This is a genomic window from Streptomyces sp. AF1A (assembly GCF_047340315.1).
In the GTDB taxonomy this organism is placed as follows: Bacteria; Actinomycetota; Actinomycetes; order Streptomycetales; family Streptomycetaceae; genus Streptomyces.
Genome location: NZ_JBLEBI010000051.1, coordinates 17,428 through 38,351, shown reverse-complemented (window position 1 = coordinate 38,351; position 20,924 = coordinate 17,428). Strand labels below are relative to the sequence as shown.

Annotated in this window: 24 protein-coding genes and 1 pseudogene; 7 read left to right on the top strand and 18 right to left on the bottom strand. The window is 73.8% G+C overall.

Features of this window, described 5'->3' with window-relative positions:
* The 6 genes from ACLU3S_RS16805 to ACLU3S_RS16780 all read left to right on the top strand — a co-directional run.
* Nucleotides 1-1,116 (top strand): ADP-ribosylglycohydrolase family protein (locus ACLU3S_RS16805; protein ID WP_413952669.1); only part of this gene is annotated, 1,116 nt, incomplete at its 5' end.
* 7 nt (nt 1,117-1,123) lie between these two features.
* Entirely contained in the window at nt 1,124-2,344 is a 1,221-nt protein-coding gene (locus ACLU3S_RS16800) for an ADP-ribosylglycohydrolase family protein (RefSeq protein WP_413952668.1), read from the top strand.
* A complete protein-coding gene (locus tag ACLU3S_RS16795) occupies nt 2,332-3,732 on the top strand; it encodes an ADP-ribosylglycohydrolase family protein (RefSeq protein ID WP_413952667.1) in 1,401 nt (466 codons plus the stop codon). The genes ACLU3S_RS16800 and ACLU3S_RS16795 overlap by 13 nt, the downstream gene beginning before the upstream one ends.
* A complete protein-coding gene (gene rbsK / locus ACLU3S_RS16790) occupies nt 3,729-4,622 on the top strand; it encodes a ribokinase (RefSeq protein ID WP_413952666.1) in 894 nt (297 codons plus the stop codon). Before ACLU3S_RS16795 ends, rbsK begins: the two co-directional genes overlap by 4 nt.
* Nucleotides 4,619-5,821 carry a CaiB/BaiF CoA transferase family protein gene (locus tag ACLU3S_RS16785; RefSeq protein ID WP_413952665.1) on the top strand — a complete coding sequence of 401 codons (1,203 nt, stop codon included), beginning with the start codon at nt 4,619-4,621 and terminating at the stop codon, nt 5,819-5,821. Before rbsK ends, ACLU3S_RS16785 begins: the two co-directional genes overlap by 4 nt.
* On the top strand, nt 5,818-6,630 hold the full coding sequence (locus tag ACLU3S_RS16780) for an HpcH/HpaI aldolase/citrate lyase family protein (protein WP_413952664.1): 813 nt from the start codon (nt 5,818-5,820) through the stop codon (nt 6,628-6,630). The genes ACLU3S_RS16785 and ACLU3S_RS16780 overlap by 4 nt, the downstream gene beginning before the upstream one ends.
* A 75-nt stretch (nt 6,631-6,705) precedes the next feature.
* Here the strand turns inward: ACLU3S_RS16780 and lgt are convergent, their stop codons facing one another.
* From lgt to hisI, 11 genes and pseudogenes are all read right to left on the bottom strand, one after another.
* Nucleotides 6,706-7,701 carry a prolipoprotein diacylglyceryl transferase gene (lgt, locus tag ACLU3S_RS16775; protein WP_413952663.1) on the bottom strand — a complete coding sequence of 332 codons (996 nt, stop codon included), beginning with the start codon at nt 7,699-7,701 and terminating at the stop codon, nt 6,706-6,708.
* A 78-nt stretch (nt 7,702-7,779) separates the two neighbouring features.
* Nucleotides 7,780-8,559, bottom strand: coding sequence for a DsbA family protein (locus tag ACLU3S_RS16770; RefSeq protein ID WP_413952662.1), 780 nt, complete (start codon nt 8,557-8,559; stop codon nt 7,780-7,782).
* Nucleotides 8,560-8,656: 97 nt separating this feature from the next.
* A complete protein-coding gene (trpA, locus tag ACLU3S_RS16765; protein ID WP_413952661.1) occupies nt 8,657-9,475 on the bottom strand; it encodes a tryptophan synthase subunit alpha in 819 nt (272 codons plus the stop codon).
* Nucleotides 9,472-10,755, bottom strand: a complete 1,284-nt coding sequence (trpB, locus tag ACLU3S_RS16760; protein ID WP_413952660.1) for a tryptophan synthase subunit beta — start codon at nt 10,753-10,755, stop codon at nt 9,472-9,474. Before trpB ends, trpA begins: the two co-directional genes overlap by 4 nt.
* 80 nt (nt 10,756-10,835) lie before the next feature.
* Nucleotides 10,836-11,060: a tryptophan biosynthesis modulator TrpM gene (gene trpM / locus ACLU3S_RS16755; protein ID WP_413952659.1), complete on the bottom strand. Its 225-nt coding sequence runs from the start codon at nt 11,058-11,060 to the stop codon at nt 10,836-10,838.
* Nucleotides 11,061-11,081: 21 nt separating this feature from the next.
* Nucleotides 11,082-11,891, bottom strand: a complete 810-nt coding sequence (gene trpC, locus ACLU3S_RS16750) for an indole-3-glycerol phosphate synthase TrpC (RefSeq protein WP_413952658.1) — start codon at nt 11,889-11,891, stop codon at nt 11,082-11,084.
* A gap of 133 nt (nt 11,892-12,024) precedes the next feature.
* Complete coding sequence (locus ACLU3S_RS16745) at nt 12,025-12,417, bottom strand: DUF2752 domain-containing protein (RefSeq protein ID WP_413952670.1); 393 nt, start codon at nt 12,415-12,417, stop codon at nt 12,025-12,027.
* Nucleotides 12,418-12,436: 19 nt separating this feature from the next.
* Nucleotides 12,437-12,682, bottom strand: a pseudogene (locus ACLU3S_RS16740) (HGxxPAAW family protein); the annotation flags it as partial.
* 167 nt (nt 12,683-12,849) lie between these two features.
* The gene (locus ACLU3S_RS16735; protein ID WP_413952657.1) at nt 12,850-13,488 is read right to left on the bottom strand and encodes a TIGR02234 family membrane protein; all 639 of its coding nucleotides are present in this window, start codon (nt 13,486-13,488) and stop codon (nt 12,850-12,852) included.
* A gap of 52 nt (nt 13,489-13,540) precedes the next feature.
* The gene (locus ACLU3S_RS16730; RefSeq protein ID WP_413952656.1) at nt 13,541-15,019 is read right to left on the bottom strand and encodes an anthranilate synthase component I; all 1,479 of its coding nucleotides are present in this window, start codon (nt 15,017-15,019) and stop codon (nt 13,541-13,543) included.
* Between the two features lie 11 nt (nt 15,020-15,030).
* On the bottom strand, nt 15,031-15,444 hold the full coding sequence (gene hisI, locus ACLU3S_RS16725; protein ID WP_413952655.1) for a phosphoribosyl-AMP cyclohydrolase: 414 nt from the start codon (nt 15,442-15,444) through the stop codon (nt 15,031-15,033).
* 82 nt (nt 15,445-15,526) lie between these two features.
* Here hisI and ACLU3S_RS16720 point away from each other — a divergent pair, with 82 nt between their 5' ends.
* On the top strand, nt 15,527-16,162 hold the full coding sequence (locus ACLU3S_RS16720) for a TIGR03085 family metal-binding protein (protein WP_413952654.1): 636 nt from the start codon (nt 15,527-15,529) through the stop codon (nt 16,160-16,162).
* A 31-nt stretch (nt 16,163-16,193) separates the two neighbouring features.
* Here the strand turns inward: ACLU3S_RS16720 and ACLU3S_RS16715 are convergent, their stop codons facing one another.
* The 7 genes from ACLU3S_RS16715 to ACLU3S_RS16685 all read right to left on the bottom strand — a co-directional run bounded on the left by ACLU3S_RS16715 (nt 16,194) and on the right by ACLU3S_RS16685 (nt 20,924).
* Nucleotides 16,194-17,447, bottom strand: coding sequence for an MFS transporter (locus ACLU3S_RS16715; RefSeq protein ID WP_413952653.1), 1,254 nt, complete (start codon nt 17,445-17,447; stop codon nt 16,194-16,196).
* Nucleotides 17,448-17,459: 12 nt separating this feature from the next.
* Nucleotides 17,460-18,047 carry an ArsR/SmtB family transcription factor gene (locus tag ACLU3S_RS16710; RefSeq protein ID WP_413952652.1) on the bottom strand — a complete coding sequence of 196 codons (588 nt, stop codon included), beginning with the start codon at nt 18,045-18,047 and terminating at the stop codon, nt 17,460-17,462.
* Nucleotides 18,048-18,218: 171 nt separating this feature from the next.
* Nucleotides 18,219-18,974, bottom strand: coding sequence for an imidazole glycerol phosphate synthase subunit HisF (gene hisF, locus ACLU3S_RS16705; RefSeq protein ID WP_413952651.1), 756 nt, complete (start codon nt 18,972-18,974; stop codon nt 18,219-18,221).
* 25 nt (nt 18,975-18,999) lie between these two features.
* Nucleotides 19,000-19,392, bottom strand: coding sequence for a RidA family protein (locus tag ACLU3S_RS16700; RefSeq protein WP_413952650.1), 393 nt, complete (start codon nt 19,390-19,392; stop codon nt 19,000-19,002).
* Complete coding sequence (gene priA, locus ACLU3S_RS16695; RefSeq protein ID WP_413952649.1) at nt 19,389-20,114, bottom strand: bifunctional 1-(5-phosphoribosyl)-5-((5-phosphoribosylamino)methylideneamino)imidazole-4-carboxamide isomerase/phosphoribosylanthranilate isomerase PriA; 726 nt, start codon at nt 20,112-20,114, stop codon at nt 19,389-19,391. The genes ACLU3S_RS16700 and priA overlap by 4 nt, the downstream gene beginning before the upstream one ends.
* A gap of 4 nt (nt 20,115-20,118) precedes the next feature.
* Nucleotides 20,119-20,763, bottom strand: coding sequence for an imidazole glycerol phosphate synthase subunit HisH (hisH, locus tag ACLU3S_RS16690; protein ID WP_413952648.1), 645 nt, complete (start codon nt 20,761-20,763; stop codon nt 20,119-20,121).
* Complete coding sequence (locus ACLU3S_RS16685; RefSeq protein WP_413952647.1) at nt 20,760-20,924, bottom strand: hypothetical protein; 165 nt, start codon at nt 20,922-20,924, stop codon at nt 20,760-20,762. The genes hisH and ACLU3S_RS16685 overlap by 4 nt, the downstream gene beginning before the upstream one ends.

Below are 20,924 nucleotides of genomic sequence, written 5' to 3'. Positions count from 1 at the left end.
ACGGCGCGCCGCATCGAGGGACTGCTGCTGGGCCTCGCCGCGGGAGACGCCGCCGGCTGGCCCGCCGCCCGCCACCGCGCCGCCCGCATGCCCGAGTGGACCCGCCGCCTGACCCGGGAGCTGGACACCTTCGCGGAGCAGAACGCCACCACCACGCTCCCCGTGCCGATCGCCCTCAACCAACCGCCCGAGCCCCTGCGCCTCGGCCCCTCCGACGACGCCGAGTGGGCGGCGTTCGCCGCGGAGGCCGTCCTGCGGGCCGGCGGCGACGACGTGGTCGGCGACCTCAGCCGGGAGCGCCGGATGCGCGCGGCCATCGACCTGACCTGGACCGCCGTGGCCTCGGAAGTCGCCGCCGCGGCGGAACGCGCGCCCGAGATCGAGTCGGCCGTGCTCCCCCTGCGCGCCCGCATCTCCGTCCGCGCCGGTCTCGGCAACCTCGCCGCCGGCCTGCGCCCGCCCGCCACCGGCCACGACAACCCGCACTACTTCGACGACGCGGCCTGCGTCCGGGCCTGCGTGCTCGCCGTCGCCCACCCCGGCGACCCGGAACGCGCCGCGGCGCTCGCCGAGTTCGACGCCCGCTACACCCAGGACGGCGACGGCGTGCACGGCGCGCGGGCGATGGCGGCGGCCGTGGCGCTCGCGCTCACCGGCGCGGACACGGCCGCCTGCGTCGACGCCGCGCTCGCCGAACTGCCCGCCGACACGGAGATCGGCCGCAACACCCGCCACGCGCTCGCCCTCGCCGAGGCCGGCGAGGGCGCGTTCGCCCTCGTCCCCCTCCTGGAACACCAGATCGTCGACCACGTCTACAGCTACGGCATCGCCGCCGCCGAGACCGTCCCCGTCGCCCTGGCCCTGACGCGCGCCGCCCGCGGCCGTATCGCCGAGGCCGTACCCGCCGCCGCCTGCCTGTCCCGGGTCGCCGACTCGGCCCCGGCCCTCGCGGGCGCGCTCACCGGCGCCCTCGGCGGCGGCGCCGCCGTCCCGGAGACCTGGCGGGACGCCTGCCGCACCCTCGCCGGCTGCGCCCTGCCCCGCCTCACCGGCACCGACCTGGTGGAACTCGCCGGACTCCTGGAAGCCGCGCAACCGGCCCACCCAGGAGGATGATTCGGGCATGACGCCCAAGGATTCCAAAGCGCATGAAAAACCCGAAGGACCCGGAGGAGAGGAAAACGGCGGCCCGCCTTCGCTCGGTCTCGCCGAACGGATCACCGGGGCCCTGGTCGGGGCCGCCGTCGGCGACGCCCTCGGCGGCCCGGTCGAAGGCTACTCCCCCGACCAGATCGCCGAGCGCCACGGCGGCCGGGTGCACGGCATCGTCGGCCCCTGGCACGGCGACGCCTGGCGCACCGCGCGCCCCATCGCCCCGTACCACAAGGGCGACGGCCACGTCACCGACGACACCTTGATGACCCATGCGCTGGTACGGGTCTACGACCGCGTCCGCGACCACCTCGACGCGTACGCGATCGCGGACCACCTGGTGCCGGACCTGATGACCAACCCCCGCTGGATCCCGGAGCTGGAGGCCGAGGCGCTGCCGCTGCACCGCGTCTTCCTGGCCGAGAAGTGGCTCGTCGCCCGGCTCGCCCACGGCCACAACGACCCCCGGGAGGCGGGCGTGGGCAACATCGTGAACTGCGGCGCCGCGATGTACATGGCCCCCGTCGGCCTGGTCAACGCGGGCAACCCGGCCGCCGCGTACGCCGAGGCGCTGGACGTGGCCGGCGCGCACCAGTCGTCGTACGGCCGTGAGGCGGCCGGGGTCTTCGCCGCGGCCGTCGCCGCCGCCACGGCGCCCGGTGCCACCCCGGACTCGGTCGTGGCCGCGGCCCTGTCGCTGGCCAAGGACGGCACCCGCACGGCCGTCGAGGCGGTCTGCGACGTCGCGCGCGGGCACAGCGACTTCGAGTCGGCCCTGCGCCCCCTGCGCGCGGCGGTCGCCCCGTACGACACGGTCGGCCCGGACTACCGGGCCCCCTCCCTCGCCGCCCGCCGCCCCTCCCGCCTCCACTCCGTCGAGGAACTCCCCATCGCCCTGGGCATGGTGGTGGTGGCCGGCGGCGACTACCGGCACGCCGTCCTCGGCTCGGTGAACTACGGCCGCGACTGCGACTCGATCGCCACGATGGCCGGCGCCGTCGCGGGCGCCCTCGGCTCGCCGGTCCCGGAGGACTGGTCGAAGGAGGTGGCGGAGGCGAGCCGGCTGGACCTGTGGCGGCCGGCCCGCACGCTCACCGAGGTGACCCGCGAGATCTTCGCCCGGGACGTGCGCCGGCGCCGCGCCCACGAGGAGGCCTTCACCGCCCTCGGAGGCGACCCGTGCTCCGACTGACCTGGGTCCAGCCGGAGGACCTGCTCGGCCACGAACTGCGCCAGGCCCGCCTGGACGGGCGTGAGCCCGCGGCGATCGCGGCGCGATGGCGCGCGGCGGGCGGCCAGGACGCCCCCGAGCGAGCGGGAGCCTCCCCCCACCGGGCATCGCGCTACCTGCGCCTGCTGGCCGAGGACCTGCTCGACGAACTCGCGGACCTGCCGAGCAGGTTCGCCGAGGACGAGCCCACCGACCTGGCGAGGATCAGGGCGCTGTGCCCGAACTGGCCCACCCCCTCACCGCACGCGGCCGCGCCCGCCCCGGCCGCCCTGGAAGCCGCCTGGCTCGGCCGGGCCGTCGGCTGCCTGCTCGGCAAGCCGGTGGAGAAGCTCCCCCTCGACGGGATCCGGGCCCTCGCCCGGGCCGCCGGAAACTGGCCCCTCACCACGTACTTCACGGCCCGGGGAGTCCCGGACGACCTTCTGGCCGCCCACCCGTGGAACCGGCGCTCGGCCGCCACGTCGCTCGCCGAGAACATCGACGGCATGCCCGAGGACGACGACCTCGACTACCCCCTGCTCAACCTGCTTCTCCTGCAGCGGCACGGCAAGAGCTTCACCACCACGGACGTCGCACGGCTCTGGCTGGAGGAGCTCCCTCCCGGCCGCACGTTCACCGCGGAGCGCATCGCCCACCGCAACCTCCTCTCCGGCATCGAGCCCCCGCACACCGCCCGCCACCGCAACCCGTTCCGCGAGTGGATCGGCGCCCTGATCCGCGCCGACATGCACGGCTGGACCAACCCGGGCGACCCGGCGGCCGCCGCCGCACAGGCGTACCGCGACGCGGTCCTCACCCACACGGCCAACGGCGTCTACGCGGCGATGTTCGCCGCCGCCGCGATCGCCGCCGCGGCCACCGGCACCCATGACGTCCACGCCTGCCTGAACACCGGCCGCTCGGTGCTCCCGCCCCGCTCCCGACTGGCGCGGGCGATCGACCACGCCCTTCGGCTGGCGCGTCGGCACGAGGACTTCGACGACGTCGTGGACGAGCTCCACGCCGCCTACTCCCCCACCCACCACTGGGTCCACGCCATCCCGAACACCGCGCTGATCGTCGCGGCCCTCACCCACGGGGACGGCGACTTCGCGGGCTCCGTCTGCCGTGCGGTCTCCGGCGGCTGGGACACCGACTCCAACGGCGCCACGGCGGGCGGCATCGCCGGGCTCCTCGCCGGCTCCCCCGCAGCCCTGCCCGAGCACTGGCGCGCCCCGCTGAAGAACCGGCTCGCCACCACCGTGGCCGACTTCGACGGCACGGGCTTCGACACGCTCGCCCACCTCACCCACCGAGAAGCGACCCGCACCACGACCCACGTCACCGACCCGGAGGCGATCCGCCCATGACCCACATCGCCGTCCTCGGCAGCACGAACATGGACCTCGTCACCTATGTCACCAAGGCCCCGCAGCGTGGCGAGACCGTGACGGGACGGGAGTTCCGCACCATCCCCGGCGGCAAGGGCGCCAACCAGGCAATCGCCGCCGCTCGGGCCGGCGCCACCGTCTCGATGATCGGCGCGGTCGGCAACGACGCCTTCGGCCTGCGGCTGCGGGACACCCTGGAGCACAGCGGCGTGGACACCGACTCCCTGCGCACGGTCGAGGGCCCGTCCGGCACCGCGCACATCGTGGTCGACGACGAGGGCGGCAACTCCATCGTCGTCATCCCCGGCGCGAACGGCACCGTGGACCATCTCTCGCCTGGCGACGAGGGCGTGATCGCCTCCGCCGACGCCCTGCTGCTGCAGCTGGAGATCCCGCTGGCCGCGGTCGTCCTCGGCGCGCAGGCCGCGCACCGGCACGGGATCCGCACGGTCCTGACGCCCTCCCCGGTCCAGCAGCTGCCGTCCGAACTCCTCGCCGACATCGACCTGCTGGTGCCCAACGAGTACGAGGCCATCACCCTCACCGGCCGCACCGACCCGTGCGAGGCCGCCACCGCCCTGCTGGACCTGGTGCCCCAGGTGGTGGTCACCCTGGGCGCGCTGGGCTGCCTGTACGTCGCCCGCGGGGCCGAGCCGCTGATGGTGCCCGCCCCGCAGGTCAAGGCGGTGGACTCCACGGGCGCGGGCGACACCTTCGTCGGCGCGCTCGTGGTGGCCCTCGCCGAGGAGAAACCCGTGCGGGAGGCGCTGTCCTGGGCGGCCGCGGCGGCGGCGATCTCGGTCCAGCGGGAAGGGGCGTCGGTGTCGATGCCGTACCGCCCGGAGATCGACGCCCGGTTCACCGCATGAGTACGGCGACCCCCACCCCGGCGCTGGGCGGCCTGCGGGTGCTGGACCTGGCGACCCTCTTCGCCGGTCCGATGGCGGCCACCCTGCTCGGCGACTTCGGCGCCGACGTGATCAAGGTGGAGCATCCCGGGCGGCCGGACCCGTCCCGGGGACACGGCCCGGCCAAGAACGGGATCGGCCTGTGGTGGAAGGTGCTCGGCCGCAACAAGCGCCCGATCACGCTCGACCTGTCCACGCCCGGCGGCCGCGCCACCCTGCTGCGGCTCGCCGCCACCGCCGACGTGCTGATCGAGAACTTCCGGCCGGGCACGCTGGAGAAGTGGGGCCTGGGCTGGGCCGAGCTGTCCGCGGCCAACCCGCGGCTGGTGCTCGCCCGGGTCACCGCGTTCGGCCAGTTCGGGCCGTACGCGCGCCGTCCCGGCTTCGGCACCCTCGCCGAGGCGATGAGCGGCTTCGCCGCGCTCACCGGGGAGCCGGACGCGCCCCCGACCCTGCCGCCCTTCGGTCTCGCGGACTCGGTCGCGGGCCTGGCGACCGCGTACGCCGTGCTGACGGCGCTGGCCGCGCGGGAGCGCACCGGCGCCGGCCAGATGGTCGACATGGCGATCATCGAGCCGATCCTGTCCGTGCTCGGCCCGCACCCCACCTGGTACGACCAGCTCGGCTACGTCCAGGAACGCACCGGCAACCGGTCCTCGAACAACGCGCCGCGCAACACCTACCGCACGGCCGACGGCACCTGGGTCGCCGTGTCCACGTCCGCGCAGTCGGTCGCGGAGCGGGTGATGCGGCTGGTGGGCCGCCCCGAGCTGATCGAGGAGCCGTGGTTCGCCAGTGGCGCGGAGCGGGCCGCGCACGCCGACGTGCTGGACGAGGCGGTCGGCTCCTGGATCGCCGCCCGCACCCGCGCCGACGTCCTCGCGGCCTTCGAGAAGGCGGAAGCGGCGGCGGCCCCGGTCCAGGACGTCCGGGACGTCCTCGCGGACCCCCAGTACCAGGCGCTGCGGACGGTCACCGCGGTCGACGACCCGGAGCTGGGACCGCTGCGTCTGCAGAACGTGCTCTTCCGGCTGTCCGCCACACCCGGCGCGATCCGCTGGGCCGGCCGCCCGCACGGGGCCGACACGGACGCCGTGCTCACCGAACTGGGCCTCACCCCGGCCGACATCGCCGCTCTGCGCGCGGAGGGCGCCCTGTGACCCGGTACCCGCTGACCTGGCTGTACGTCCCGGGCGACCGCCCGCACGTGATCGCCAAGGCGCTCGCCGCGGGCGCCGACGTCGTGGTGATCGACCTGGAGGACGCGGTGGCCCCCGACCGCAAGGACTACGCCCGCGCGGCCACGGCCGACCTGCTCACGCAGCCGCAGCCGGTGCCCGTGCACGTCCGCGTCAACGCCCTGGACGGCCCCTGGGCGGTTGACGACCTCGCCGCCCTGGCCGCCCTGCCGGGCCTCGGCGGCCTGCGGCTTCCGAAGGTGACGAGCCCGGACCAGGTGCGCCAGGCCGCCGCGGCGACGCCGGTGCCGCTGCACGCCCTCCTGGAGTCGGCCCTCGCGATCGAGCGGGCCTACGCCATCGCGACCGCCCACCCGTCCCTGCGGGGCATCTCCCTCGGCGAGGCGGACCTGCGGGCCGACCTCGGGCTACGGGCCGACGCGGGCCTCGACTGGCCGCGCTCGCGGGTGATCGTCGCGGCCCGGGCGGCGGGCCTGCCCCCGCCGCCGCAGACCGTCCATCCGGACATCCGCGATCTCGACGGCCTGGCCGCCTCCTGCGCCCACGGCCGGGCGCTCGGTTTCCTGGGCCGGGCCGCGATCCATCCGCGGCAGCTTCCGGTGATCGAGCGGGCGTATCTGCCCACTGAGCTGGAGATCGAGCACGCGGAGACGATCACCAAGGCGGCCCTGGCGAACGAGGGTGCCCAGGCCCTCCCCGACGGCCGCTTCGTGGACGCGGCGGTGGTGGCGACGGCCCGGCGGACGCTGTCGCTGGCGCGCAGGGGCTGACCCCGCACCGCCGCCGAACGCGCCGAGGGCGCCCGGATAGGCTCCGGACGCCCTCGGCGGTCGTACGGCCGGCCGTCAGGTCTTCTTGGTCACCGACTCGGGCTCGTCCTCGGCCGCCTCGACGGCGGCAGACGCGTCCCCGCCCTCGGCCGTGCCCTCGGTCCTGCCCTCTGTCTTGCCCTCCGCCGTACCCTCGGCCTTGCCCTCCGCCGTGTCCTCGGCGCCGGCTTCGCCGCCCCCGGCCGCGGCGCCGGCGGCGGCCGGCTCGACGATCTCTTCCCGGCCGGGCCGCTTCTTCGCCGACACCACGATGTACGCGACCGCCAGCAGGAAGACGATCAGCGCGGTCCAGTCGTTCAGACGCAGACCGAGGATGTGGTGGGCGTCGTCCACCCGCATGTACTCGATCCAGCCGCGGCCCACGCAGTAGGCCGCGACGTACAGGGCGAACGCCCGGCCATGGCCCAGCTTGAAGCGGCGGTCGGCCCAGATGACGAGGAAGGCGACGCCGATGCACCACAGGGACTCGTAGAGGAACGTCGGGTGGTAGTAGCCCGGCACCCGGCCGCCCTCGGAAGAGGTGATGTGCAGCGCCCACGGAACATGCGTCTCCCGGCCGTACAGCTCCTGGTTGAACCAGTTGCCCCAGCGGCCGATGGCCTGCGCGAACGCGATGCCGGGTGCGACGGCGTCGGCGTACGCGGGCATCGGGATCCCCCGGCGCCGCGCCCCGATCCACGCGCCGAGCGCACCGAGCGCGATCGCGCCCCAGATGCCCAGCCCGCCCTCCCACACCTTGAACGCGCCCACCCAGTCCCGGCCCGGGCTGAAGTACAGCTCGTAGTCCGTGATCACGTGGTAGAGCCGACCGCCGACCAGGCCGAACGGCACGGCCCAGACCGCGATGTCGGCGACCGTGCCGGACTGCCCGCCACGGGCGACCCAGCGCTTGTTGCCGAGCCAGACGGCGACGAAGACGCCGATGATGATGCAGAAGGCGTAGCCGCGCAGCGGGATGGGGCCGAGATACAGCACCCCGCGCGACGGGCTGGGAATGTAGGCAAGTTCCATGGCAGGTCCGACGCTACCGTGCCGGGCGGTGGAGACACCAAGCAGCCTGGCTACGGGTCCATAACGGGGAGGTGAGAATCACCTGCCCGCGTTGGCCGCCTCCACCATCTGCTTGAGCTTGTCGGGGGTCATCGTCCGGTCCTCGTAGATGTTCTTGCCGCCCAGCAGGACGGTCGGCGTGCCGGTGAAGCCGCCCGCCTGGAAGGCCTTGTTCGACTTGTTCACCCAGGCGTCGTGCGTGCCGTCGTCGACACACTTGCGGAAGGCGGGCGTGTCCAGGCCGCCCACCTTGCCGGCCAGCGCGATCAGCTTGGCGTTGTCGGCGAAGGCGTCGTCGGTCTCCTTGGGCTGGTTCTGGTACAGCACGTCGTGGTAGTCGCGGAACTTTCCGGCGTCCTGGGCGCAGGCCGCGGCGTTGGCCGCGCGCAGGGAGCCGGTGCCGCCGAGGTTGCCGTCGATCAGCCGGACCAGGTGGTACTCGATTCTGAGCTTGCCCGCGTCGGCCAGTTCGTGGAGCGTGGGCCGGTACGCCGTCTCGAAGGCCTGGCAGGCCGGGCAGCGGAAGTCCTCCCAGACCGTGAGCGTCGACTTGGCGCCGTCCTTGCCGACCGGGATCGCCAGGCTGTCCTTGCCCAGTGCCCCCGACGGCGCCACGACCGGGCCCGCACTGCTGCTCGCCTTGTTCTTCCCGGCGTTCGCGGCGATCACGCCGATCACCGCCGCGAGGCCGAGGACGCAGACGACGCTCGCGCCCACGATCAGGGTCCGCCGTCGCCTCTCCGCGGCCTTCTGCTTCTCGCGCTCCACCGCCAGCCGCTCCCGGGCGGTGCGCTTTCCGTCACGGTTCTTCTCGCTCACACCCCCAGAACGAACCGGGGAGGCGCAGCGCGCCTCCCCGGCCCGAGGTCCACCCGTTCGAGTGACCGAACCGCTCCGTGCGGGACATCGCGCGCGGTTACGCCTGGCCGCGCACGCCCTTCGCCAGCTCGCCGGCCAGCTCACGGACCGCCACCACGCCGGCCGCGCGGTCCGGGGCGTCCAGCATGCGCTTGACGAACGCCGAACCGACGATCACACCGTCGGCGAAGCCGGCGACCTCGGCGGCCTGGGCCGCGTTGGAGACGCCGAGTCCGACGCAGACGGGCAGCCGGGTGCCGGTGGCGCGGGTGCGCTCCACCAGGTTCTGGGCCTGCGCGCCGACCGACTCCCGGGTGCCGGTGACGCCCATGAGGGAGGCCGCGTAGACGAAGCCGGTGCCGGCCGCGGTGATCCGGGCGAGCCGCTCGTCCCTGCTGCTCGGCGCCACGACGAAGACCGTCGCGAGGCCGTGCTTCTCGGCGTGCTCCCGCCACAGCGCCGACTCCTGCACCGGCAGGTCGGGCAGGATGCAGCCGGCGCCGCCCGCGTCGGCCAGCTCGGCGGTGAAGCGTTCGACGCCGTAGCGGTCGATGGGGTTCCAGTACGTCATGACGAGCACGGGCTTGCCGGTGGCCGCGTGGGCCTCCTTGACCGTGCGCATGACGTCCGCGATCCGGACGCCGCCGCGCAGGGCGATGTCGTCGGCGGTCTGGATGACCGGGCCGTCGAGGACCGGGTCGCTGTGCGGCAGGCCCACCTCGACGACGTCGGCGCCGCCGTCGAGGACGGCCTTGATGGCCTCGATGCCCCCGTCGACGGTGGGGAACCCGGCCGGGAGGTAGGCGATGAGGGCGGCCCGCCCCTCGGCCCGGGCGGCGGCGAGGGTGTCCGACAGCAGCTGGATGTTCCCGCTCACTTGGCGTCCCCCTCGATCTCGGCGGTGTCGGCTTCGTCGGCGGCGACCTCGGCGTCGGTGTCGTACAGGCCGAAGTAGCGGGCCGCGGTGTCCATGTCCTTGTCGCCGCGGCCGGAGAGGTTGACGACGATCAGGCCGTCCCCGCCCAGCTCCCGGCCCACGTCCAGGGCCCCGGCGAGGGCGTGGGCGCTCTCGATGGCCGGGATGATGCCCTCGGTGCGCGACAGCAGCCGCAGGGCCTGCATCGCGGCGTCGTCGGTGACCGCGCGGTACTCGCCGCGGCCGGAGTCCTTGAGGTAGGAGTGCTCGGGCCCGATGCCCGGGTAGTCCAGTCCCGCCGAGATCGAGTACGGCTCGGTGATCTGGCCCTCCTCGTCCTGCAGGACGTAGGAGCGCGAGCCGTGCAGGATGCCGGGCTCACCGGCGGTGAGGGTCGCCGCGTGCTCGCCGGTCTCGATGCCGTGTCCGGCGGGCTCGCAGCCGATGAGGCGGACGCCCTCGTCGGGAATGAAGGCGTGGAAGAGGCCGATGGCGTTGGATCCGCCGCCCACGCAGGCGATCGCGGCGTCGGGGAGGCGCCCGGCGCGCTCCAGGAGCTGGCGCCTGGCCTCCACTCCGATGACCCGGTGGAAGTCGCGGACCATGGCCGGGAAGGGGTGCGGGCCGGCGACCGTGCCGAACAGGTAGTGGGTGTGGTCGACGTTGGCGACCCAGTCGCGGAACGCCTCGTTGATGGCGTCCTTGAGCGTGCGGCTGCCGGACTTCACGGCCACGACCTCGGCGCCGAGCATGCGCATGCGGGCCACGTTGAGGGCCTGCCGCCTGGTGTCGATCTCGCCCATGTAGATGGTGCAGTCGAGGCCGAAGAGGGCGCAGGCGGTGGCGGTGGCGACGCCGTGCTGGCCGGCTCCGGTCTCCGCGATGACGCGGGTCTTGCCCATGCGCTTGGTGAGCAGGGCCTGGCCGAGCACGTTGTTGATCTTGTGGGAGCCGGTGTGGTTGAGGTCCTCCCGCTTGAGGAAGATCCGCGCGCCGCCGGCGTGCTCGGCGAAGCGCGGCACCTCGGTCAGCGGGCTGGGCCGGCCGGTGTAGTGGACGAGCAGTTCGTCGAGCTCGCGGGCGAACTCCGGGTCCTGCTTGGCCTTGTCGTACTCGACGGCGACCTCGTCCACGGCGGCGACGAGCGCCTCCGGGATGAACTTGCCGCCGAACGCGCCGAAGTAGCCCTCGGCGCTGGGCACCTGGCCGGTGGGGTCAGGGAAGAAGAAATCGCTGGGCATGCGAGAACCTCACGGTGAGTGCGTGTGAAAAGACACTGTTCGCCGTGGGGGCGGGGATCCGTCCGTGTGCGGGCGGGCCGTCAGCGGCCTGTCGCGCCCGCGCGACAGAGTCGCGGAGTCGGGCGCAGCCCCGCGCCCCTCGCGGGGCGCTGCCATCGACGTCCGTTCACCTGCCCGGGTTCGTCACCGATGACGTAGCGCACGCGACGGCCGTGGACGCGCCGCGCCGGTGCGCGGCAACCCCTCGGGCGGCAGCCGCGCGCCAGGCGGGCGTGCCGGTCCACGGTCGTCACGGTGAGAGTCATCGGAGCCAGCCTAGCGGGTGATCAGCCCCGCCCGTGCCGCAGCGCGGGGTGCTCGCCCGCGGCGACCAGGTCGGAGACCGCCGCCTTGGGGTCGCGGCCGGTGACCAGGGACTCGCCGACCAGCACGGCGTCGGCGCCGGCGTTGGCGTAGGCGATCAGGTCGTGCGGTCCGCGGACGCCGGACTCGGCGACCTTGACGATGCCGTCCGGGATCTCGGGGGCGACCCGCTCGAACGTGCCGCGGTCGACCTGGAGCGTCTTCAGGTTGCGCGCGTTGACGCCGATGACCCGGGCACCCGCGTCCACGGCCCGCTCCACCTCGTCCTCGTCGTGCACCTCGACGAGCGGGGTGAGGCCGATGGAGACGGCGCGCTCGATCAGCGACTCCAGGGCCGGCTGGTCCAGGGCGGCCACGATCAGCAGCGCGAGGTCGGCGCCGTACGCCCGGGCCTCCCACAGCTGATACGACGTGACGATGAAGTCCTTGCGCAGCACCGGGATGTCCACGCGGGCGCGGACGGCCTCCAGGTCGTCCAGCGAGCCGCCGAAGCGGCGCTTCTCGGTGAGGACGGAGATGACGGCCGCACCGCCCGCCTCGTAGTCCGCGGCGAGCCCGGCCGGGTCGGCGATCGCGGCCAGCGCGCCCTTGGAGGGGCTGGAGCGCTTCACCTCGCAGATGACCTTGACGCCGTCGCCCTTGAGGGCGGCCACCCCGTCCTTGGCGGGGCGGGCCTTGGCCGCACGCTCCTTGAGCTCGTCGAGGCTGACGCGTGCCTGCCGCTCCGCAAGGTCGGCCCGGACTCCGTCGATGATCTCGTCGAGCACACTCACGCGAGCGGCCCCCTTCCAGACGGTCGTTCCTTCGGGTGGTGAAAACCCGTGGTCACTCGATGGTATCCGGAGGAGGGGCGAGCCCTCGCATCCGGTGGACGCCGGTCCCACCACCTGGACATTTCGCCCGTGCTCAGGGGTGGAGCCAGCCGCCGAACGGCAGGTTGCGCACGACGGTGAACACCAGCAGCAGGGCGCCGACGACCCGCAGCTGCAGCGGTCCGAGCTCCAGCCGGAACGGGCGGCCGCGCACCGCACGGACCGTCCAGACCGTCCACAGCACCGCGAAACCCAGGTAGGCGGCCACGGCGGGTGCGTTGTCGTGCAGGGCCGTCAGCAGGTCGCCGTGGATGAAGGCGTGCGCGCTGCGCAGTCCGCCGCAGCCCGGGCAGTACAGGCCGGTGAGCCGGTACAGGGGGCAGACCGGGTAGTGGCCGGGCCGGCCGGGGTCGACCGCGCCGACGTACGCGAAGGCGCCGGCGACGGCCGCGAGCAGACCGCCGGGCACCGCGAGCCGCCGCCACAGGGGGGCGGGCGGACGTCCCTGCCACGGAGGGCTCGCGGGTCGCGGTCGACGCGCTGTGCACGACGTGGTGGCTCGGCTTCTGGCCGAGGCCCATGGCGCGCATGATGCCGCCCACGACGGCGCCGAGGAGGATCAGCGCGAACCCGGCCCAGAAGCCGACGGGGTTGGCCATCACCATGAAGGCGCCCGCGACGCAGAAACCGATGAAGGAAATGATGACACCGGTCCAGGCGGCCGGGGTGTGACCGTGGCTGCTGCCCGCCATGACTTGCTCCTCGATGCTGTGTACGTGTCGTAGTAGGCGTCGTACGTGTCGTACGGTCCCGAGCCCGCCCGTCACTGTCCGAGCCGGACGCTCACCGTCCATTGTCCCGTACGCTCCCGCCCGCCGGACGCGGGGGTGGCGTCTGGTTCGCCACATCCGCGCCGGGGTCAGGCGCCGGTCGGGTCCTCGCCCCGGTCCAGGGCCTTCCAGATCTCCTCGGGCCGGTCGGGGTCGGCCGGCCGGGCCGTGCGCCGGGGGCGGTCGGTGCCGCGCTCGTAGCGGCCGGACATGGCGGGCCACCGGCTGCCGAAGCGCAGGGCGAGCAGGCCGGCGAGCAGGATCAGCAGGCCGCCGGCGGCCGCCACGTAGGGCCAGCCGGTGTGGGTGAGGGCCGCGACCGAGGCGGAGGTGTCGCCGCTGGCCTGGGCGGCCCGCTCGTCCAGCACGGTGTCGTCGGAGGCCGAGACGAAGGCGGCGGCGGCGATGCCGGCGCCGGAGAGCGCGAGCAGCGCGGCGACGACGAACCGGCCCGCCCTGCGCACGGCGAAGACGGCGACGAGCGCGGCGAGGCCCACTATCGCGAGGGCCGCGGGGACGCCCGTGACGTCGCTGCCCTTGACGTTCAGCGGGAACGGGCCGCCGGCCACCGTCGCGGTGCCCTCCGCCCAGCGCTGCCGGGTCGCGAGCAGCGCCACGGCCGCGCCGAGCGCGCCGCACAGGAGGGCCACGGCGAGGCTCCGCCGGCCGGACCGGTGGGGCGCGGCGGCTTCGGAACGGGGGTCAGGTACGGCAGTCACGTACTCCACTATCGCCTGAACCCCGGGCGAACCGTCACCCGGGGTTCGTATGAGAAGCGCCCTACTTGCCCAGCCGGTTGGCGGTGTGCACCGCGCGCAGGACCGCCGCCGCCTTGTTGCGGCACTCCTGGTCCTCCGCCACGGGGTCGGAGTCGGCGACGATGCCGGCCCCGGCCTGCACGTACGCCGTGCCGTCGCGCAGCAGGGCGGTGCGGATGGCGATCGCGGTGTCGGAGTCGCCCGCGAAGTCCAGGTAGCCGACGCAGCCGCCGTACAGCCCGCGCCGGGACGGCTCCAGCTCGTCGATGATCTGCATCGCGCGCGGCTTGGGCGCGCCGGAGAGGGTGCCCGCCGGGAAGCACGCGGTGAGCACGTCGAAGGCGGTACGGCCCTCGGCCACCGTGCCGGTGACGGTCGAGACGATGTGCATCACGTGCGAGTAGCGCTCGACGGACATGAAGTCGACCACCTCGACCGAGCCGGGCTCGCAGACCCGGCCCAGGTCGTTGCGTCCGAGGTCCACCAGCATCAGGTGCTCGGCGCGCTCCTTGGGGTCGGCGAGCAGCTCCTCGGCGAGCGCCTGGTCCTCCTGCGGGGTGGCGCCGCGCGGCCGGGTGCCGGCGATGGGGTGCACCATGGCCCGCCCGTCCTCGACCTTGACCAGGGCCTCCGGGGAGGAGCCGACGACGTCGAAGCCGTCGAGGCGGAACAGGTACATGTACGGCGAGGGGTTGGTGGCCCTGAGCACCCGGTAGACGTCGAGGGCGCTCGCCGTGCACGGGGTCTCGAAGCGCTGGGAGGGCACGACCTGGAAGGCCTCGCCCGCGCGGATGCGCTCCTTGACGTCCTCGACCGCCCGCTGGAAGTCGGGGCCGCCCCACAGCGCGGTGTACTCGGGCAGCTCGGAGGGCGGCAGCACGGCCGGCGGCTGGGCCACCGCACGGGTGAGATCGGCCTCCATGGCGTCGAGCCGGGCCACCGCGTCGGCGTAGGCCTCGTCCACGCCGGTGTCGAGGTCGTTGTGGTTGATCGCGTTGGCGATCAGCAGGACCGAGCCCTCCCAGTGGTCCATCACGGCGAGGTCGCTGGTCAGGAGCATGGTCAGCTCGGGCAGCCGCAGGTCGTCGCGTTCGCCGGGGCCGATCTTCTCCAGCCGGCGCACGATGTCGTAGCCGAGGTAGCCGACCATGCCGCCGGTGAAGGGCGGCAGGCCCTCCTGGCGCGGGGTGTGCAGGGCCTGGATCGTGGCCCGCAGGGCGGCGAGCGGGTCGCCGTCGACGGGGACGCCGACCGGCGGGGTGCCGAGCCAGTGGGCCCGGCCGTCCCGCGCGGTGAGCGTGGCGGCGCTGCGCACGCCCACGAAGGAGTACCGGGACCAGGAGCGGCCGTTCTCCGCGGACTCCAGCAGGAAGGTCCCGGGGCGCTCGCCGGCCAGCTTGCGGTACAGCGCGACCGGGGTGTCGCCGTCGGCGAGGAGCTTGCGCGTGACCGGGATGACGCGGCGGTCGGTGGCGAGCTTGCGGAAGGTCTCGAGGTCCATGGCCGCAGACCTTACTGACCGGACGGGGCGGGACCGGAATCGGCGTGCTTGAGGAGTACGTCCTCGTCGAAGCAGGTGCGAGCGCCGGTGTGGCAGGCGGCGCCCACCTGGTCGACCTTGACCAGCACGGTGTCGGCGTCGCAGTCGAGGGCGACCGACTTCACCCACTGGACGTGTCCCGAGGTGTCGCCCTTGACCCAGTACTCCTGGCGGCTGCGGGACCAGTAGGTGCAGCGGCCGGTGGTGAGGGTGCGGCGCAGCGCCTCGTCGTCCATCCAGCCGAGCATCAGCACCTCGCCGGTGTCGTACTGCTGGGCGATGGCGGGCACGAGGCCGTCGGCGCTGCGCTTGAGGCGCGCGGCGATCTCCGGGTCGAGGCTGCCTGGGGGAACACGGTGGGAGGGCGTGCCGGTCGTGCGGGTCATGGGTGCCATTGTGCCGCGCCGCACGGACGGTGACCGTACGTGTCCAGTGGGCGGACCCGGGGCGGGGTCGTAGGCTGAGCCCATGTCGACCTTCGCCAAGCGTGAACGGCTTCTGCTCGCCGACCTCTTGGAAACCGTGGGTCCGGACGCGCCGACCCTGTGCGAGGGCTGGCGCGCCCGGGACCTGGCCGCACATGTGATCGTGCGTGAGCGCCGCCCGGACGCGGCCGGGGGCACGCTGATCAAGCAGCTCGCGCCCCGCCTGGAGAAGGTGATGGCGGAGTACACCGCGAAGCCGTACGAGGAGCTGATCCAGCTCATCCGCACGGGTCCGCCGCGCTTCTCGCCGTTCCAGCTCAAGCAGGTGGACGAGGCGGCGAACATCGTCGAGTTCTACGTCCACACCGAGGACGTCCGCCGCGCCCAGCCGGACTGGAGCCCGCGCGAGCTGGACCCCGTGTTCCAGGACGCCCTGTGGTCACGGCTGGAGCGCACCGCGCGGCTGGTGGCCCGGGGCGTGCCGACGGGGCTGGTGCTGCGCCGCCCGGACGGGCAGACGGCGGTGGCGCACCGGGGCACTCCGGTGGTGACGGCGACCGGGGAGCCCGCGGAGCTGCTGATGTACGTGTTCGGCCGGCAGAACGCGGCCAAGGTGGAGCTGGACGGCGAGGCGGACGCGATCGCCAAGCTGCACGACTCCAAGCAGCTGGGCATCTGAGGAGGGCCGGCGCGGGCGCGGGGAGAGTGCCTCAGCCGGGGAGCTCGGCGCGGCGCAGGGCCGGTACGGCGAGGGCGACGACCCCGCCGAGCCCGCAGACGGTCGCGCTGACCGCGTAGACCGGCCCCAGTCCCCAGGCGCCGATGGCGGCTGCCGCGAAGGGCATGCTCAGCGGGGTGAGGCCGAGGCTGATCAGGCCGGCCACGGCGGTGACGCGGCCCAGGTAGGCGGGGTCGGTGTGGGTCTGCAGCAGGGCCCCGCACAGGGCGCCGCTGAGCCCGGTGAGCAGGCCGACGAACAGGGCGGCGCCCACGGCGGCGGCAAGCGTCGGGACGTACGCGAGGGCGCCGACGGCCACGGAGCCCAGGGCACACGCGACGCCGGTGACCAGCCCGGCGCGCGGCAGCCGTCCCCGGACCGTCAGCAGCAGCGAGGCGGCCCCGGCGCCCACCGCGTATCCGGCCAGCACCCAGCCCATGCCGGGTGCGCCCCAGCCGCGCCGGTCGGCGAGCAGGGTGAGCCCGACGTTCAGCGGGCCGACGAAGCCCAGGTCGCCGAGGGCGATGGCGAGCATCAGCGGGGCGAGCACCCGGTGGCGGCGGATGTGCCGCAGTCCGGCGGCGAGGTCGCTCCAGGCGGTGGTCCTCCCGGTGCTCGCGTCGTCCCCGGGCAGGTTCTCCGCGGGCAGGTCCCGTATCCGCACGCCGAGCAGCAGCGGCACCGAGACGGCGATGAGCAGCCCGGCGAGCGTGAAGGCCGCGGGCGCCCCGCCGACCGCCACGCCGAGGCCGCCCAGCGGGGCGCCGGCCACGCCGGAGCACCGGATGGCGAGGCCGCGCATGCCCTGGACGCGGGCGAGCTGGCCGGGTTCGGTGAGGCGGGCCGGCAGCGCCCCGACGGCGGGCATGAAGACGGCGTCGACCGTGCCGAAGACCACTGCCAGCAGGGCCAGCGGCCACAGGCCGGGCCGGGTGAAGAACAGCAGGGCCGCCACGGCGAGGACGGCCGCGCAGCGGACGGCGTCGCTGCCGACGACCACCCGGCGTGGCCCGAACCGGTCGGCGACCACTCCCCCGCCCAGCATCAGCACGGCCCTCGGCACCGCGCTCGCCGACATCACCAGCCCCGCCTGCGCGGGGCTGCCGGCCCGTACGGCGGCCCAGGACAGGGCGAGGTAGTACACGCTGTCCCCGAGCATCGAGCAGGTGTAGGCGACGAGCCAGCGCAGCACGTTGGGGTCGCGGTGGGCCTGTACGGCGGGCGGCGGCGTGAGCGTGGCCGTCACTGCGGGGTCCTCTCAGAGGCGGAACGGGAAGCCGTACACGTGCAGCGCGACGTGTTCACGCCCCTCGGTCAGACCCGCGGCCTCGGCGGCCCGGCCCTGCTCGTCGTATCTGCGCAGGACCGCTTCCAGCTCCTCCTTGAGCGCGCCGAGTTCGGCGGGGGTGAGCCGCAGCCAGGACTCGCTGTCCACGGAGGCGGTGTTCCACTCGTGGCCCCAGGCGGGGCGCTGGTCGAGGTAGCGGCGGTACTGCTCGGCGCGCTGGTCGTGGAAGAGACGGGTGGCCGCGAGGTGTGCGGCGGCCTTGGCCGGTTCGCCGCGGAAGTCCTCGTCGCGGATGCTCACGCCGTCCGAGGCGGGCCGCCACCAGCGCTCCCGCCCGTCGGCCGTCTGCGGCTCGGCCTCCTCGATCAGGCCGTGCTCGGCGAGCTTGCGCAGGTGGTAGCTGACGAGGGAGACGGCCTCGTCCACGTGCTCGGCGAGCTTCGACGCCGTCGCGACGCCCTCGATGCACAGCAGCCGGTACAGGTTGGCCCTCAGGGGATGCGCGAGGGCCTTGAGGGTGCCCACGTCCGTGATCCGGCGGTTCTCCTGGCTGGCCATGATCACAGCCTAGATAGGAAAGAAAAGTTGCACAACAAAAATTGCACAACTTTCCCTTCTCATCTTTCCGGAGCTCGGCGCAGCGTGCGCGGGCCCGGCGCAGCCTCACCGCACCGGCGTGTCCGGGCCGGACACGGCGTCAGCGCACTGGCGTGCCCGGGCCCGACGCGGTCAGCGCACCGGCCGTCCCGCCTCCCGCAGGGCCTGCTTGACCTCGCCGATGCGCAGGTCCCCGAAGTGGAAGACGGAGGCGGCCAGGACCGCGTCGGCGCCGGCGGCGACGGCCGGGGGGAAGTCGGCCAGCTTGCCCGCACCGCCCGAGGCGATCACCGGGACGGTGACGTGCTTGCGCACGGCGGCGATCATCTCCAGGTCGTAGCCGTCCTTGGTGCCGTCGGCGTCCATGGAGTTCAGCAGGATCTCCCCGGCGCCCAGTTCGGCCGCCCGGTGCGCCCACTCCACGGCGTCGATGCCGGTGCCGCGGCGGCCCCCGTGGGTGGTCACCTCGAAGGAGCCGGACTCCGTGCGGCGCGCGTCCACCGACAGCACCAGCACCTGCCGGCCGAAACGCTCGGCGATCTCGCGGATCAGGTCGGGGCGGGCGATCGCGGCGGTGTTCACGCCCACCTTGTCGGCGCCCGCCCGCAGCAGCCGGTCCACGTCCTCGGCCGTGCGGACGCCGCCGCCGACCGTCAGCGGGATGAAGACCTGCTCGGCGGTGCGGCGCACCACGTCGTACGTCGTCTCCCGGTCGCCCGAGGACGCGGTGATGTCCAGGAACGTCAGCTCGTCGGCGCCCTCGGCGTCGTACACCTTGGCCATCTCGACGGGGTCACCCGCGTCGCGCAGGTTCTGGAAGTTGACACCCTTGACGACCCGGCCGTTGTCCACGTCCAGGCAGGGGATGACTCGGACCGCCAAGGTCATGAATCCACGGCTCCTTAAAAGGCCTCTAGCCTCTGAATGCTTCCAGTTCCACTTCGACCAGGATGCGCGGGTCGACGAAGCCCTCCACGACCAGCATGGTCGAGGCCGGGCGGACGGAGTCGAACAGCTCCTTGTGGGCGCGGCCCACCTCGTCGACATCCCGCTGATGGGTCAGGTACATCCTGGTCCTCAGCACCGACTCCGGGCCCAGCCCGAACTCGGCGATCGCGTCCAGCGCGCTGGTGAACGCCACCTTCGCCTGTTCGTACGGGTCGCCCTCGCCGTACAGGACGCTGCCCTTGAAGGACGTCGTGCCGGCCACCAGCACACGGTCCCCCGCCGCGACGGCACGGGCAGAACCGAAACTCTCTTCCCAGGGACTTCCGCTCTGCACGCGCCGCACGGCTTCGGACGTCATGACGACACAGCCTCCAAGGCCTCTTCCAGGGTGAACGCCTTCGCGTACAGGGCCTTCCCGACGATGGAGCCCTCGACACCGAGGGGTACCAGGTCGGCGATGGCCCGCAGGTCGTCCAGGGACGACACGCCGCCGGAGGCCACGACCGGCCGGTCCGTGGCGGCGCAGACGTTGCGCAGCAGCTCCAGGTTGGGGCCCTGGAGGGTGCCGTCCTTGGCGATGTCGGTGACGACGTAGCGGGCGCAGCCCTCCTTGTTCAGACGCTCCAGCGTCTCGTAGAGGTCGCCGCCGTCGCGGGTCCAGCCGCGGCCGCGCAGCGTGGTGCCCCGTACGTCCAGGCCCACGGCGATCCTGTCGCCGTGCTCGGCGATGACCTTGGCGACCCACTCGGGGGCCTCCAGGGCGGCGGTGCCGAGGTTGACGCGGGTGCAGCCGGTGGCGAGGGCGGCGGCGAGCGTGTCGTCGTCGCGGATGCCGCCGGACAGCTCCACCTTGATGTCCATCGCCCCGGTGACCTCGGCGATCAGGTCCCGGTTGTCGCCGGTGCCGAAGGCCGCGTCGAGGTCGACCAGGTGCAGCCACTCGGCGCCGGACCGCTGCCAGGCGAGGGCGGCCTCGAGCGGGGAGCCGTAGGAGGTCTCCGTCCCGGACTCGCCGTGCACGAGGCGGACGGCCTGGCCGTCGCGGACGTCGACGGCGGGGAGCAGTTCGAGCTTGGCCATGTCTCTACAGGGTTCCGATCCAGTTGGTGAGGAGCTGGGCGCCGGCGTCGCCGGACTTCTCGGGGTGGAACTGGGTGGCCCACAGGGCGCCGTTCTCCACGGCGGCCACGAAGGGCTTGCCGTGCGTCGCCCAGGTGACCTTGGGAGCCGCGATCACCGGGTTGTGCGACTGCAGCTGCCAGTCGTGGACTGCGTAGGAGTGCACGAAGTAGAAGCGGGCATCGGCGTCCAGGCCGGCGAACAGCTCCGAGTCGGCGGGGGCCTCGACGGTGTTCCAGCCCATGTGGGGCACCACGTCGGCCTCGAGCGGGGCGACCGTGCCGGGCCACTCGTCCAGGCCCTCGGCCTCCACGCCGTGCTCGATGCCGCGCGCGAAGAGGATCTGCATGCCGACGCAGATGCCCATGACCGGCCGCCCGCCGGACAGCCGCCGGTCGACGACCCAGTCGCCGCGGGCCTCGCGCAGGCCCCGCATGCAGGCGGCGAAGGCGCCGACGCCCGGCACGAGCAGCCCGTGGGCGTTCATCGCCTGGTCGAAGTCGCGGGTGATCTCGACGTCGGCGCCCACGCGCGCGAGGGCGCGCTCGGCGGACCGGACGTTGCCGAAGCCGTAGTCGAAGACGACGACCTTCTTGCCGGCGGTGGTCAATTCCACACCTCCAGCCGCATGACGCCCGCGACGAGGCACATGGCCGCGCCGACGGAGAGCAGCACGACGAGGCTCGTGGGCATCTTCTGCTTGACGAAGGAGATGATGCCGCCGACCAGGAAGAGACCGACGACGATCAACAGGGTGGAGAGGCCGTTCAT